Annotated in this window: 10 protein-coding genes; all 10 read right to left on the reverse strand. The window is 70.0% G+C overall.

Annotation, left to right across the window (positions count from 1 at the left end):
* Positions 1-10 precede the first annotated feature (10 nt).
* Positions 11-1,021 carry a DNA polymerase thumb domain-containing protein gene (locus tag ACIQU3_RS33215; RefSeq protein ID WP_403729078.1) on the reverse strand — a complete coding sequence of 337 codons (1,011 nt, stop codon included), beginning with the start codon at positions 1,019-1,021 and terminating at the stop codon, positions 11-13.
* Positions 991-4,452 carry a DNA polymerase III subunit alpha gene (locus ACIQU3_RS33220; RefSeq protein WP_403929285.1) on the reverse strand — a complete coding sequence of 1,154 codons (3,462 nt, stop codon included), beginning with the start codon at positions 4,450-4,452 and terminating at the stop codon, positions 991-993. Before ACIQU3_RS33220 ends, ACIQU3_RS33215 begins: the two co-directional genes overlap by 31 nt.
* A 160-nt stretch (positions 4,453-4,612) precedes the next feature.
* Entirely contained in the window at positions 4,613-5,299 is a 687-nt protein-coding gene (locus ACIQU3_RS33225) for a TylF/MycF/NovP-related O-methyltransferase (protein WP_403729091.1), read from the reverse strand.
* A 34-nt stretch (positions 5,300-5,333) separates the two neighbouring features.
* The gene (locus tag ACIQU3_RS33230; RefSeq protein WP_403929288.1) at positions 5,334-7,400 is read right to left on the reverse strand and encodes a condensation domain-containing protein; all 2,067 of its coding nucleotides are present in this window, start codon (positions 7,398-7,400) and stop codon (positions 5,334-5,336) included.
* The gene (gene asnB / locus ACIQU3_RS33235) at positions 7,397-9,241 is read right to left on the reverse strand and encodes an asparagine synthase (glutamine-hydrolyzing) (protein WP_403929290.1); all 1,845 of its coding nucleotides are present in this window, start codon (positions 9,239-9,241) and stop codon (positions 7,397-7,399) included. The genes ACIQU3_RS33230 and asnB overlap by 4 nt, the downstream gene beginning before the upstream one ends.
* A 51-nt stretch (positions 9,242-9,292) precedes the next feature.
* Positions 9,293-10,849: an amino acid adenylation domain-containing protein gene (locus tag ACIQU3_RS33240; protein ID WP_403929293.1), complete on the reverse strand. Its 1,557-nt coding sequence runs from the start codon at positions 10,847-10,849 to the stop codon at positions 9,293-9,295.
* A 39-nt stretch (positions 10,850-10,888) separates the two neighbouring features.
* Positions 10,889-11,809 carry a diiron oxygenase gene (locus ACIQU3_RS33245; protein ID WP_403729104.1) on the reverse strand — a complete coding sequence of 307 codons (921 nt, stop codon included), beginning with the start codon at positions 11,807-11,809 and terminating at the stop codon, positions 10,889-10,891.
* Complete coding sequence (gene ccrA / locus ACIQU3_RS33250) at positions 11,806-13,167, reverse strand: crotonyl-CoA carboxylase/reductase (protein WP_403929295.1); 1,362 nt, start codon at positions 13,165-13,167, stop codon at positions 11,806-11,808. Before ccrA ends, ACIQU3_RS33245 begins: the two co-directional genes overlap by 4 nt.
* A 25-nt stretch (positions 13,168-13,192) precedes the next feature.
* Positions 13,193-14,623 carry a methylmalonyl-CoA mutase family protein gene (locus tag ACIQU3_RS33255; protein ID WP_403729111.1) on the reverse strand — a complete coding sequence of 477 codons (1,431 nt, stop codon included), beginning with the start codon at positions 14,621-14,623 and terminating at the stop codon, positions 13,193-13,195.
* The gene (locus ACIQU3_RS33260) at positions 14,620-14,892 is read right to left on the reverse strand and encodes a phosphopantetheine-binding protein (protein WP_403729114.1); all 273 of its coding nucleotides are present in this window, start codon (positions 14,890-14,892) and stop codon (positions 14,620-14,622) included. Before ACIQU3_RS33260 ends, ACIQU3_RS33255 begins: the two co-directional genes overlap by 4 nt.
* Positions 14,893-14,896: the final 4 nt, after the last annotated feature.

Raw genomic sequence — 14,896 nt, forward strand, 5'->3', positions numbered from 1 at the left:
GGACGTCAGGTCAGGCGACATGGAACCTCACCGTTCCCGCCGGGCGCACCGCCTCGGCGCCGAACCGGTCCCGGGCGCGATCGGCGGCGGCCTCGACACGGCGGGCCTTCTCGTCGGCCGGCTCGAACAGCAGCTGGCGAGAGGCCCGTTCGGCGGCGATCAGGCTCTCCGCCCGCAGAGAGACCGTACGGACGCGGGCGCGCTGCAGAGCGAGTCGGTCGTGGAGGTCGTAGGCGAGTGCCGTCAAAGAGCGGGTGTGGGCGGTGGGCTCGTGCAGCGTGCGAGTGCGGGTGGTCGTGGAGCGGTCCGCGTAGCGGACGGTGAGCGTGAGGGCGCAGGCCACCTGGGACTCGCCGCGCAGCCGTAGCCCGAGGCGGTCGGTGAGGGCGAGCAGGGCGGCGCGCTGCCGGTCCCGGTCCAGCTCGTCCTGGGCGAAGCGGTGTTCGACGCTCATCGAGCGGGGCGGGGCCGAGGGAACCACCGGCGTCGGGTCGAGTCCGCGGGCCGCGTCATGGAGCCGGCGTCCGGCGGTGGCGCCCAGGATGCGCTGCAGCGTACCGAGTGGCGCGGCGGCGATTCTGCCGACACTGTCCAGGCCGTACGAGGACAGGGTGCGGGCCGTCGCCGGCCCCACGCCCTGCAGGGCGGCGGAGGGTTTCTCCTCGAGGAAGGCGGCGACCGCGCCGACGTCGTCGGGCAGGGTGCGGACCGCCGAGGGCGGGCCGCCGGCGGCGACCATGCGGGCGAGCAGCGGGTTGGCCGCGACACCGACCGTCGAACGGAGCCCGTACAGCCCGCCCGTGCGCGCTCGGATGCGCTCGGCCAGTGCCGTGGCGTCCGTGCCGAAGTAGCGCAGGCTGCCGGAGACATCGGCCAGCGCGGCGTCCGGGGGCAGCGCCTGCACCAGGGGGGTGTACTCGGCCAGCAGGGCGAGAAGACGGCCGTAGAGCTGCTCGTCCGACAGGTCGTGGAAGTGGATGTAAAGGATGTTCACCCTGCGCTCCCGGGACTCTGGTGCCACAGCTTGCGGCTCTGCTTGACGGACTCGCCGGGCGGCTGCAGATCCGCCCAGGGATGCAATGCGTAACCGGTCTCCAGCCGGAGGCTCCGGCTGCCCGCGGCTCTGCCCGGTGGCGCATCGGCCCGGGTGAGGCGTTCCGTCACCGTCGACAGGCCGCCCTCGCGGCGCAGCTCGGCCAGTTCGGTGAGGTCCCAGGCGGCGGAGCCGGTCACCGACAGCGCCTTGCCGCTGCCTCCTCCCCGGCGCTGCACCACCCCGCGCACGAGCAGCAGCCAGGAATGGAAGACGGTGTGCGCGCAGGCCTCGTGGCTGTCCTCGAAGAACGCGCAGTCCACCAGGCCTGTCGCGTCGTCCAGCGTGGTGAAGATGACGCGTTTGCCGGAGCGGACCGGCGGGGTCTGAACGGCCCCCTTCGCCCCTGCGACCAGTACCACCTGGCCGTGGGGCAGGTCCTGCAGCCGCTTCGCGGAGATGACGCCGAGCTCTTCCAGCAACTCCCGGTGATCGCCCATGAGGTGGCGGGAGGCGTCCATGCCGAGCACCCCGAGCTCGGCTCCGAGGCGCTCGGCATCGTCCAGGTCGGGCAGGCCGGCGGGGGCGACCGTGCCGTGGGCACCGGCCTCCCCCAGCGTCAACTGGCCCTGCGCGGAGCTCCGCCCACCGCGGTGCAGCTCGGCGAGGTGCAGGAGCAGGTCGCGGCGGTTGCGGCCGAAGGCGTCCAGCGCACCGACCTGCGCGAGGCGTTCGGCGACGGGCCGGGAGGGCCGGGCCCGGGAGGCGAAGTCCTGGAGCGAGCTGTAGGGGCGCCCCGCCGCGATGCGCGCCGCCTCGCTCTCGCTCATCCCGCGCACGTCACACAGAGCGAGCCGGAGCCCGTGAACAGGCCGACCCCCTTTCGCATCAGACACCAGTTCGATTCGATAGGCGGCATCCGACGCATTCACATCCAGCGGCAGGATCGGCACACCCCGCCGCCGGGCGTCCGCGAGCAACAGCCGCTTCGGGTACATCCCCGGGTCGTGCGTGAGGAGTCCCGCGTAGAAGGCGGCCGGATGATGGGTCTTCAGCCACGCCGACTGGTACGAGGGCACCGCGAAGGCCACCGCGTGCGCCTTGCAGAAGCCGTACGCCCCGAACGCCTCGACGATCTCCCAGGTCCGCTCGACGACCTCCTCCTCGTACCCCCGCCCGCGGGCCTCCTGTGCGAACCACGCCCGTACTCGTCCGAGCTGGTCGGCGTTGGACAGCGCCCGCCGCGTGTAGTCGCCGAAGGCCGGGGTGCAGCCGGTCATGACCGACAGGATCCGGATGATCTGTTCGTGGAAGACCACCACGCCGTACGTCTCCCGCAGCGCGGGCTCCAGGTCGGGGTGGGGGCAGCGGGGTGCCTGGCGCCCGTGCCGGGACTTGATGAACGGATCGACCATGTTGGCCGCGACAGGTCCCGGCCTGAACAACGAGATGTCGACGACGAGATCGTGGAAGGTCTCGGGCTGCAACCGGGCGATGAGGTCGCGCTGGCCGGGCGACTCGGTCTGGAAGCACCCCAGGGTCTGCGAGGACTTGATCAGCCGGAACGTCTTCGGGTCGTCCGGCGGCACCTGGGCCGCGTCGTCCAGGTCGATGCGGTGGCCGGTGGCCCGTTCGACCTCGGCGACGGCGTGCGCCATGGCGGACTGCATGCGCACGCCGAGCACGTCGAGTTTGAGCAGCCCGAGATCCTCCACGTCCTCCTTGTCGAACTGGGACATGGGAAAGCCCTCGCCGCTGGTCGGCATGACCGGGGTGCGGTGCAGCAGCGTCGCGTCGGAGAGCAGGACACCGCACGGGTGCATGGCGATGCCGCGCGGGAGCGCGTCCAGGGCCTCGACCAGGTCCCACATCTGCGGACCGTACGACTCCGGATCGATGCCGCGCAGTTCCGGCAGTTCCCGCAGGGCGGCCCGGGCGTCCCGGGCCCGAATGTGAGGAAACGATTTTGCAAGCCGGTCCACGTCGGCTGGAGCCAGACCGAGGGCGAGGCCGACATCGCGTACGGCATGCCGCACCCGGTAGGTCTCCGGCATGGACACGGTGGCCACCCGTTCCGGGCCGAAGCGGTCGAGGATCGCCCGGTAGACCTCCAGCCGCCGGGCGGACTCCACGTCGATGTCGATGTCGGGCAGTTCCGTCCGCCGGTCGGACAGGAAACGCTCCATGAGCAGACCGTGCTCCACGGGGTCGGCGGTGGCGATCCCGAGGAGATGATTGACCAGGGAACCCGCGCCGGAGCCGCGGGCGGCGACCCGGATGCCGAGGTCGCGGGTGTCGGCGACGACCTGGGCGACGGTGAGGAAGTACGAGGCGTATCCGAGTCTCTCGATCAGACGCAGTTCGTCCTCGAGCCGCGCCCAGCGGCGGCGGTCGCGGTCGTAGCCGCGCAGCACCATCGCGGCGGCACACTTCGAACGCAGCACCCGTTCGGGGGTGCGACGGTGGCCGCCGACGAGTTCCGGCTCGGGGAAGTGCACACGGCCGAGCCCCAGGTCGTCCTCGGGGTCGACACGGCAGGCGGCGGCGGTCTCCGCGGTGACCTCGAGCAGCCGGCGGGCGGTGTCCGCGCGGTATCCGGCGGCTTCGGCGACCTGCCCGGCGATACGGGCCATGTCCGCCGCCGGCTTCAGCCACCGCTCGCCGCAGTCGCGCTCGCCGCGCGGATCGATCGGCACCAGGCGGCGTGCGGAGTCCAGGACGTCCGCGACCGGGCCCTGGCCCGGGTCGGCATAGCGTACGGCGTTGCTCAGGACGGGCGTGATCCTCTGGTCCACGGCGAAGCCGAGGGTACGGGCCGCGAGCCGGAGCGAACCGGCGCCCGTACCGCTGCGGCCGTGGCAGACGACCTCGACGCGCAGCGCCGCGTCCCCGAACCGCTCCCGCCAGGGCGCGAGCAGCCGGGCGGCGCGGTCCGGCCGCCCGGCGGCCAGGGCCCGGCCGACGTCCGAGGCGGGGCCGAGCAGCACGGTGAGGTGGTCCCCGCCGAGGGCCTCCCAGGACAGCAGGGGGCGCCGGTCTCCGGCGGTGCCCGCATGCGCCGCGCTCACCAGCCGGCACAGCTCGCTCCAGCCTCGGGCCCCGTCCCGGGCAAGGAAGACCACGCGCTGGGCCGACTCGTCGACGAAGGCGCCACCGCGAGCCGGTGTGCGTCGCCGTTCCGTGCGTCCAGCCGCCCCGGGAGGCGCCTGCACCGCGAGATCCACTCCGAACAGCGGGCGGACACCGGCCTGACCTGCGGCCTTGGCGAACCGGACGGCCCCGCCGAGGGTGTCCCGGTCGGTCAGGGCGACCGCGTCCATCCCCCGCTCGACGGTCCGCTCCACAAGCTGCTCGGGGTGCGAGGCGCCGTACCGCAGGGAGAACCCGGAGACGGCGTGCAGATGCGTAAAACCGCGCATCCGGACCACCTCGCCACTGCCTGCCCCCTGTCTCCACGTTGCCACTCCGGCCCCTCCGGGGTGATGACACCACCCTAGACCAGCATCGAACGTTTATGCGATTCAAGAGAGGGGTGTCGAAACTTGTCACGGAGCGTGATGAAGAGGGTGCTTCACACGGTCACACCTCGGCCGGGCGCCGGTAGAAGCCGTAGGGGAGATCGCTGTTCTCGAGAACGATGGCCTCCACCGGCGATCTCCCTTCGAAGTACTCGTCACAAGCCAGTTTCACTCCCGGCAGGCCGTTCCAGGCTCCGGGATGGGCCTCCAGGTCCGCGTAGTCATCGATGACGAGTACGCCACCGGGCGTCATCCTCGGAATGCAGTGCGTGAGACTGGTCATGATCGAGGAGTAGAAGTCTCCGTCCAGATATCCGAACGCGATGGCGTCCGGAAGCTCCTTGGGCAGGGTGTCGTCGAACCATCCGGCGTGTACGACGGGCGGCTTCTTCCCCCAGCGGGCGTGTGCGGCGAGGACGACCTCCTCGGATGTGACGAGATCTCCCTCCGCCGCGTAGTCGGTGTCGCACTCGTCCGGCGCCGGCAGCCCCTGGAAGGAGTCGTAGACGTGGATCTCACGCTCGGTGTCGCCGAGCACGTCGAGGACGGACCTGACCCAGAGCGTCATGGCACCCCTGTGGCATCCCAGTTCGACGAAGGAGCCTTGTACACCGCTGTCGACAATGCTTTTTATGCGCGGGGTGATCGCGATCAGACGGTCGGCCGAGATCGTCTGCTCCTGGGCGAACTCGCCGAGGATCCACGCACGTATCTCCTGAAGGGTCTCGTTCTGCAGCAGTTCATCCACAGCTCTTCTCCATCTCTCGTCGGGCGACGGCGCATCACGCGTCGTCGAGTGCAGAGCGGTCGACCTCACCCGAGGGCAGGCGTGGCAGTTCCTCGGCGAGCGTCACGCGGGCAGGGCGGGGCCAGTTACGGGGCCAGACCCGACGGACGGCCCGCAGCCAGTGCCGTTCGTCCGCCGACGTGTCCGTGGTGGACACAAGGACGACTCGGGGAGCCGCTTTCGAGGAGACCGTGCCGAAGAGGACGGCGACCTCCCGCACCCCCGGCAGCGCGGCCGTCCGGGCTTCGGCCAGGTCGAGGTCCAGGAACCGGCCGTAATGGCTGCGGACCTGTTCGACGGTGCCCAGGAGCCGTACGTGATCCCGCTCGTCGATCCACGCCCTGAAGCGCCCCGGTCCGGAGCCGCCCAGCACCCCCAGGGCACCGGGGACTCCGCGGGGCACGGGGAACCCCTGATCCGTGGTCACGAGGAAACGGAGCCCCGGGGCCGGGTCGGTCAGCGGTATGTCCGCGGCTGCGTCCGGGTCCCAGCGAGCGGATCCGAGCCGGCCGAGCACCGGATCGGTCGCTTCCAGGATCACCTGCCCGCCGGACCGGACGAAGGCCGCGACCGCAGACGTGGGCTGGAACTGCTCCAGCGGGCAGACCACGCGCCGTTCCGCCGCCGAGCGCTCCCCCGGCTGCTCGGCGAGCCGGGTCAGAGCCCGGAATCCGGTCACCGCGACGGGCTCTTCGGGCCGGGGGGTGGCGAGGGCTCCGCGCGCAGCGGTCTCGGGGCGCGACACCGGTGTGCAGCGCTTCGGTTCCCGCGGCAGCGGCTTGTCCGGTGCCTCCGTCAGATCGTCCAGCAGCCGTACGAAGCCGTCCGCGAACCCCTCGGCGGCAGCCCTGCCGAGCAGGCGCGTGGAGTAGTCGAGGCGCCCGTAGACACGGTGCCCCTCACGGCGGAGCTGGAGGATGAGCTCGAAGGTCTGCGTGGAGTTGGGAGCGAAGAAGTCCCACTCCATGGTCAGACCGGGGACCTCCGTGTGCTCACGGACCACCGTCGGGTACGAGATGCCGACCTTGTCGAACACGGTCCGCCCCACATCGACGCCGTACTGCCTTCGGAGTTCTCGCAGGACCCAGGCGAACGGGACATGACGGTGCCTGCGTACGGTCTGCAGGGCCCGGCCGCAGATGGCCACGAGGTCCCGGAAGCTCGCCCCCGGGGGCACATCGATGAGACAGGGCACCACGTTGACCTGCAGTCCGATCTCGTCCCGGGTGTCCGGGGTGCTGGTGTCCACGGGTATGCCCAGCACGAACCTGCTGTTGCCGTACTGGTGGAGCCGGGCGGCGGCGCAGGCCACGAGGCCGGTGAAGAAGCTCGTCCCTTCGCCTTTGGTGAGGTCGGCCAGGCGCGTGCAGGCCTGGTCCGGGGCATGGAACGTTCCCGTTGCCGTGACCTCGCCCGCCGCATCGCGTCCGTGCCCCAGGGGCAGACCCAGTCCCGGAAGGTCGGCCAGACCGGCATCCACCCAGTGCCGTACTGCTTCGGAGACGCGCTCCGCGATGTCCGGCCGGGGCACGGACGGACGGTCGGGCCGCCGCGAGGTGATGGTCCGTCCGGCGCGCAGGGCCGTCAGGGCGTGTGCGAACCGGCGCGCGAAGACGAACTTCGATCTGCCGTCGAACGCGATGTGGTGGACGCCGATCACCAGCGAGGCGCGGGAGCCGCCGTGGTCCAGCAGGAAGAACCGGATCGGAGCCCGGGTGGTCAGGTCCCAGCTCCCGCCGTGTCCTCGCAGGTACCACTCCCGTGCCACGCGGAGTTCCTCGCCCTCGGCAGCCGTGACACGGCAGGTCTCGAAGGAGAAGCGGGTTGCCGCCGGGCCGATCTCGATGTGATGCCGCTGCTCGCCCGGGACCACCACACCGCGCAGTTGGGGACTGTCGTCGCACACCGCCAAGCAGGCGGATCGCACCTGCGCCTCGTCGAACTCGCCCCGGATCAGGACGGAGAAGAACCCGGCGTTGCCACCGCCGGCCGGTTTGAGCAGTTCCTCCAGCCAGATCGACTCCTGCGCCGGTGTCATGGCGACCCGCACGGTCTCGATCACGTCAGCTCCAGCCGGACGCCGGAGGCCGTCCAGTGGTGAAGCTGGACGGCGGCCTCGATGCTCATCCGCGTCACCCCCGCGCGCAGGCCGTACGACGGGTCGGTGAGGACGGACTTGACCCGTTGCTGGTCGAACAGGCCGGCGACCGCGGATCCGCCGTCCTCGGTGATCCGGCGCAGTTGCTCGCGCAGGGCGGTCCGGTACCGGGGGTCCTGGGCCGTGGGGAAGGGGGACTTCTTGCGGTCCAGTACGGCGTCGGGCACCAGGCCTCGGACGGCGGCCCGGAGCAGGCTCTTCTCGCGGCCGTCGGCGACCTTCATGCTCCAGGGCACGTTGTAGACGTACTCCGCGAGGACGTGGTCGCAGAACGGGACCCGGCCCTCGATCGAGACGGCCATGCCCAGCCGGTCCTTGCGGTCGAGGATCACCCGCAGGTACCGGGTCATGTTGAGATACGTGATCTCGCGCATGCGCCGCTCCCGGGGTGTCTCCTTTCCCGTGAGGGGGGTCTCGGCGACGGCCTCGTGGTAGCGGTCCCGCGCGTAGTCCGCGAAGGCCAGTTCCGTGCGGAGCGAACGGTCGAGGAGCCCGGTGAGGAACTCCATCCGGTGCGAGACCCCGAGCCACGGGAATTGCTGCGCGCGGACGTAGAAGGGGTCGTGGAACCACATGTAGCCGCCGAACAGTTCGTCCGAACCGTCGCCCGTGAGCACGACGTGCGAGCGGCGACGCACCTCGGCGGACAGCTGCAGCAGCGACACGTACATGTCCAGGCCCGCGATCGGCCGGTCCATCGCCCGGACGACAGCGGCCTGCGCCTCCGGATCCGCGAGGTGGTTCCAGTCCAGCAGGAGCTCGTGGTGATCCGTCCCCAGGTGGGCGGACATCTTCTCGACGTAGGGACTGTCCGGGGAGTCGTGGACCTCGTCGGGCCGGAAGCTGTCCAGGTGGTACGAGTAGTCCATGGAGAACGTCTGCAAGGGCCCCCCGGCGCCGGCCCGGTGGGCGGTCGCCAGGGCACAGACGGCGCTTGAATCCAGCCCGCCCGACAGCATGGCCGTGACGGGCACGTCGGATACCAGCTGCTGCCGGATCACCTCCCGGAGGATGTCGCTCACCGTGCGTTCGGTCGTGGCCAGGTCGTCCTCGTGTTCCCGCGCGGTGAACGTCCAGTACCGCGAGCGGTGCACCCCGTTGTGGTCGAAGCGGACCACTTCGCCCGGGATCACTTCACGGATGTCCTTGAACACCGAGCACCCGGGCGTCGGGGTGAAGGACAGGGCCTCCAGCAGTCCCGCGCGGTCCACCACGGGCTCCACGACACCGGTGGTGAACAGGGCCTTGGGCTCGGAAGCGAAGGCGAAGCCACGGGATGTGCGGGCGTAGTAGAGGGGGTAGATGCCGAACCGGTCACGGATGAGGAGGAGTTCCTCCCGGCGCACGTCCCAGACGGCGAAGGCGAACATGCCGCGGAAGCGCCTGGCGCAGTCGGCTCCCCATTCCTGGTACGCGCGCAGGACGACCTCGGTGTCGCTCCGGTCGCGGAACCGGTGGCCTCGGGTGACGAGTTCGGCCCGTATCTCGGCGAAGTTGAACACCTCACCCGTGTAGCTGAGAACGACGACGTCCCGGCCGGCGTCGTCGGTGGCGATCGCGGGCTGTCGTCCACCGGCCAGGTCGACGACCGCGAGCCGGCGCGGGACGAGCAGGGCGCGAGGTGACACCCACTGGTCGACGGCGTCGGGCCCGCGGTGGGACAGCGCGGGACGCATCGCGTCGACGAGATCGGTTCTGAGGGACAGGTCCTGGTCGAAGGAGATGATTCCGACAATGCCGCACACAGGTGTTCTTCCTTCATGGAGGGGGCGACTGCGCAGGTACGCGAAGGGCGATCAGCTGCGTGCGCCCGCAAGTTCGGCCAGGGAGGCTCGGTCGAGCTTCCCGGAGTGCGTCAGTGGAAGGGCGTCCGCGAGCACGAAGCGGTGCGGAACCATGTACGAGGGAAGCCGGGCGCCCGCGTGGGTGCGGACGGCCCTCACCAGCTCGGTGCGCCGGTGCCCCGGCTGAGCAACCACCAGTGCTGTCAGTACCTGCCCGCCGTCGGGCCGGGGGACGACGGTGACCGCCGCGTCCTGAACGTCCGGATGGGCGGCGAGTACGGTTTCGACTTCCTGGAGTTCGATGCGGAAGCCGTTGAGTTTGATCTGGTGGTCATTGCGTCCCGCGTAGTCCAGGGATCCGTCGGGGAGCACTCGGGCGAGATCGCCCGTGCGGTAGGAGCGGGCGGTGCCCTTCGGGGTGTCGAGGGTTTTGAAGCGCCGGCCGGTCAGTTCCGGACGGTTGAGATATCCGAGTGCCACGCCGTCACCGCTGACCCACATCTCGCCCGTCCCGCCCGGGCCCACCGGCCGCAGTTCCTCGTCGAGAACCGCGATCGACAGATGGGGCAGGGGCGTTCCGATCGGCGATCTCAGCTGCGGGTCGGGGAATTCGTCGAGGACCTTCCATGTCGCGTGCACCGTGATCTCGGTGATCCCGTACATGTTCACGAAGACGGGGACCGATGTGTCCTCCGCGCCGCGCAGCTGCTTTCTGAAGTGTTCGACGGCAGGCAGTTTCACGCTCTCCCCGCCGAAGATCACGTACCGCAGTGCGAGAGGCGGGGCGTTCTGTTCCTCATGCACGGCGACGAGGTGGGTGAAGACGGACGGGACCTGGTTGAGTACGGTCACCTGCCGCCGCACGAGTTCCGACAGCAGGGCATGGGGCGAACGCACCACGCCGAGCGGGAGCACCAGACATCGTGCACCGGTGGCGAGGGCACCCCACAGCTCCCAGACCGAGAAGTCGAAGCTCACGCCGTGGAACAGGGTCCAGACGTCGTGCTCGGAGAAGTCGAACAGCGGCAAGGCGTGGCGAAGCAGCGCCACGACGTTGCCATGGCTGACGACCACGCCTTTGGGCTGCCCGGTGGAACCCGACGTGTAGATGACGTACGCCGGTGATGAGGGCTCCGGTGTCACGGAGTGCCCGGCCCGGTCCGCCTCGGCGGCCCTGCCGACCGGTACCTGCAGAACCTCCGCACAGGCGGGGAGGCCGCCGACTTCGTCGACGAGGACGACTTCGACGTCCGCGTCGGCGAGGACCGTGCTGATCCGGGCCTGCGGCCATCCGGGGTCCACCGGTACGTAGACGGCGCCGGCCCGTAACACGCCGAGGACCGCCACGCCGAGGTCCACGGTGCGCGCCAGGTGCAGGCCGATCCGCTGCCCCGGACGGACGCCCGCGGCGAGAAGCGCGTTGGCCACTTCGGCGCTGAGCCGGTCCAGGTCCCTGTAGGTCAAGGACCGTTCGGTGTCTTGCAGGGCCACCCGGTCGGCGTACCGGGCGGCCGAGGCGAGGAAGACCTCGCACAGGTTCTGTGCGGTGGGTGGAACGTTCGCGCGCATGTGCATGACCTGCTCTCGGTCCCGTCGATGCCTTGCCGGTCAGATCCTGAGATTCAGCAGCTGGAGCTGCTCCTGGGCCTGCGGGAGGTCGAAGGCGCCGACTGCCTGACACAGGCGCAGGGTGTGGCGTCCCGCCTCGTTCACCGCCTCGCTGAGTGCGGCTTCGCCGTAGTGGTCGCGCAGGACGGCATCTGCGTCGGAGGTGCTGACGCCGACCGAGACCAGGGCGGCGCGGACCGGAGCCGGCTCGGGGACGAGACAGGCGTGGACGAAGTGCGGCATGGCACAGGCCACGTCGACACGGCGGGCCGGTGAGAGGCCGGCCCAGAGTTCCTTGAAGAAGCGCGCGAAGTAGGCATGGTGGTGCACCTCGTCGGAGACGTGGTCGTCGACCACGGCGCGCACCGCGCGGTAGACGGTCGGATCCCGGGGGATCTCCGACAGCAGTGAGGTGACCACGGTCTCGAACGAGACGACCTGCAGGATGTGCCCGAGGGAGCCGCACCCGGGCAGGAACCGTTCGGCGGCCTGCTCCAGCCGGGCCATCCGGGGCCCGAAGTCGTAGGGCAGCGCGGGTATGCCGACCGCCTTCTCGATCTGTTGCAGGAGATCGAGGCTGAAGAGGGCGTGGTACCCCTCGTCGCAGTAGATCTTGAAGGCGTCGAGCCGGGCCTGGGCGCTCAGGGGCATGTCGACCTGGCCGTGTGCGACCAGTGCGGTGCCTCGGTTGACGACCTGGGTCTCCAACTGGGTGGTGTACTGCATGTACTGGTAGAAGTGCTGGGCCAGCAGGGCCCGGCGGGCGTCCGCCCCGAGGTGGGCGAGCGCGTCGTGGTCCAGGTACGGCACGAGCTTTTCCGGGAAGAGGAGGAGGCCTTCCTCCCGGTCCTCCGCGAGGATCCGTCTCTCCCGGCTGCGGACGCCGGCGTTCTCGTACCAGTCCTTGAGGGCTGGGATCACAGGTGTCCGCCCGGTGCCTTCGGCCCGGTGGCGGCGTGGTCGCGGAACAGCCGGAGCCGCTCCTCCCCCACCTGGGCGCGCAGTACCGGGTCGTCGATTCCCTGGCCTTCCTGCGTCGCCAGCCCGAGTATGCCGACCTTGCCCTCGTGTTCGTTCAGCTGGACCGATCGGGTGGCCTGCGGTGTCTCGGTCAGGTCGAAGACCCGGGACAGCGTCGGCACCACGAGACCGAGCGTCAGCAGGCGGTTGGCCTCCCACGACTCCTGGTAGCTGGCTCCGTGGCTGCCGATGACGCGCTTGAGTTTCATCCACAGGTACCGGTTGTCGTAGCGATGGTCGTAGCCGCTGCTGGAACCGCAGGTGACCACGCAGCCGCCGCGCCGTACGACGTTCACGGACGTGTCGAAGGTGCTGCGGCCCACGTGTTCGAACACGACGTGCGGGTCCTCGCCGAGTTCCTTCCGGATGACCGAGCCGAGGGCCTTCCAGGAGACGGCTCGGCCGCTGCCCTCGGTGTCGTCGGCCAGTTCCACGTCGTTGCGGTTGACCACGAGGTGGCACCCCAGCTTGTCCATGAGGTCGCCCTTGGCGTCGGACCCGACGACGCCGACGGCGATGCCGCCCGCCTGGCGGACGAGTTGGACGGCGTAGGAGCCGAGCCCTCCGGCCGCCCCCCAGACGAGAACGATGTCTCCCATCTTGATCTGTGCGCCGTGCCGGCCGATGAGCATGCGGTAGGCGGTGCCCAGGCACAGGGTGTTGCAGGCGGCCTCCTCCCACGACAGGTGGGGCGGCTTGGGGACGAGCTGCGTCGCGCGGGCCACCGCGAAGTCCCCGAACGCGCCGAAGTTCGTCTCGAACCCCCAGGCCCGCTGGTCCGCCGCCAGCATGCCGTCCTGCTGGGCGATGGGATCCTGCTCGTCGATGTACGGCGCGGTCACGATGACCTTGTCCCCGGGGGACCAGTGCCGTACGGCGCTTCCGACGCGGACGACGACACCGGCGGCGTCGGACCCGACGACGTGGTAGTCCCGGTCGTGCCGCCGGGCCCAGCCGCCCTGACGGCCGAACTGCTTCAGGAAGCGGAAGGTGGAGATGGGCTCGTACATCGCGGACCAGACGGTGTTGTAGTTCACCGCCGAGGCCATCACCGCGACGAGGACCTCGTCCGGCGCCAGCTCGGGTGTGGGGACCTCGCCCACGTGCAGTGTCCGGGTGACGTCCTTGTCCGTCTCGCCCGCGAAGATGCGCTCGTCCTCCTTCTTCAGGTAGACGGCGCGGTAGGTCTCCGGTACCTCGTACGTCAGGAGTTCGTCGCCGACGGCGCCGTTGCGCACCGCCTCGATGAGAGCAGTCATGTTCGTTCCTCCCAATGGCCTGTGGTCAGGATTCCGCCGGACGCATGGCGGCGCCGAGCTGCCCGATGGTGGCCCGCTGCCGGACCGCTTCGATCAGCGCGGGCATGACGTTGCGGTGACTCGCCGCGTCTGCCCGCAGCCGGCTCAGGTACGGCCCGACGTCGTTCCGTCGGACCACGTCCCTGCGGGTGCCGACCGTGGTGTGGCGCTCCGCGGCCAGCAGTTCACGCTCGCTCTCCGACGGAGAGGGCCGGGTGACCCCCACCGTCGGCCCCGGGTCGGTGTAGGCGAGGGTTTCGATCTCGCTCTCCAGCCAGCCGCTGCGTACGCCGGCCGCCATCCCTCCGTGGTCGCGGATGCGTGCCAGCCACTCCTCGACCTCGCGCGTCACCTCGTCCACGAGCTGTTCGACGACCCGGGAGCCGCCCAGCGGATCGGCGTAGCGGGCGATGTCGGTCTCTTCCGCGATGATCTGCTGGGTGCGCAGGGCGACCCGCGCGCCGAGGGGGCCCGGGGTCTGCACCGCTTCGTCGAAGCTGCAGACGTGCAGGGACTGGGTGCCGCCCAGGACGGCTGCGAGGGCCTGGACGGTGGCTCTGACGATGTTGTTGAGCGGCTCCTGGAACGCCAGCGCCGATCCGAAGGTGTTGACCTGGGTGCGCAGCTTCAGAGCCCGGGGGGCGGACGCCCCCCAGATGTCGTGCATGCGTTCGGCATACAGCTTGCGGGCCACGCGTAACTTGGCGGCCTCCTTGAGGAGTTCCATGTCGGTCCCGAAGATGAAGCTGAACCGGGAGGCCACCTCGTCCGCGGAGAAGCCGCGTGCCACCATGCCGCCGAGGTACTCGTCCGTGCTGGCCAGCGCGCAGGCCACTTCCAGGGCCGCGTCGGCTCCTGCTTCGCGAGCGTGACCGCCCGAGATCGATATCGGGTTGACGGCGGGCAGGTGCCGCAGGCAGTGCTCGATGACGTCCAGGCAGTAGCGCATGCTGGTGTCGAGGTCGTAGACGTGGGTCTTGCGCGCCAGGAACTCCTTCAGCATCTCGTTCTGGAGCGTGCCGCGCAGACTTGCGGGATCGACCCCGGATTCCTCGGCTGCCACGATCCACATGGCCAGCAGCATGGGTGCCGTGGCGTTGATCGTGAACGACACGGAGACCTTGTCCAGCGGGATGCCGGCGAACACGGCTATCAGGTCGTCCACGCTCGCGATGGAGACTCCGGTGCGGCCCACCTCGCCGTCGGCTTGGGGGCTGTCCGGGTCGAGTCCCATCTGGGTCGGCAGGTCGAAGGCCAGGGAGAGGCCCGTCTCCCCCATCTCCAGCAGATAGCGGAAGCGTTCGTTGGTGGATGCGGTGCTGCTCAGTCCGGCCAGTTGGCGCATGGTCCATAAGCGGCTGGTGTACCCGCCGGGGTGGAGGCCCGCTTCGTAGGGGAACTCACCGGGCGCGCTCACGTCTGATCGGTCTCGGCTTCGGCGAGGAGGTCCAGGAGTGACTCGCAGAACTCGTCGATGTCCGGGGTCTCGAAGACCTGGACGAGGGGGACGTCCACTCCGAGGCGGTTGCGCAGTTCGGTGAGGATGCGGGCGGCGACCAGGGAGTCGACTCCGAGGTCGAAGAAGTTGTCGGTCCTCTCGACATCAGGCATCTGCAGCACGTGTGCCGTTGTCTCGATGACGACGGACTCGACTTCTTCCAGCGTTGTCGTGTTCAGCGCAGGCATGGGA

This window comes from Streptomyces sp. NPDC101110, from assembly GCF_044759525.1.
In the GTDB taxonomy this organism is placed as follows: domain Bacteria; phylum Actinomycetota; class Actinomycetes; order Streptomycetales; family Streptomycetaceae; genus Streptomyces.

Excerpts from the sequence above, each read along its gene's own strand:
- ACIQU3_RS33220 (WP_403929285.1), bottom strand. The coding sequence starts at position 4,452 with ATGCGCGGTTTTACGCATCTGCACGCCGTCTCCGGGTTCTCCCTGCGG.
- ACIQU3_RS33240 (WP_403929293.1), bottom strand. The coding sequence starts at position 10,849 with ATGCGCGCGAACGTTCCACCCACCGCACAGAACCTGTGCGAGGTCTTC.
- ccrA (WP_403929295.1), bottom strand. The coding sequence starts at position 13,167 with ATGACTGCTCTCATCGAGGCGGTGCGCAACGGCGCCGTCGGCGACGAA.
- ACIQU3_RS33260 (WP_403729114.1), bottom strand. The coding sequence starts at position 14,892 with ATGCCTGCGCTGAACACGACAACGCTGGAAGAAGTCGAGTCCGTCGTC.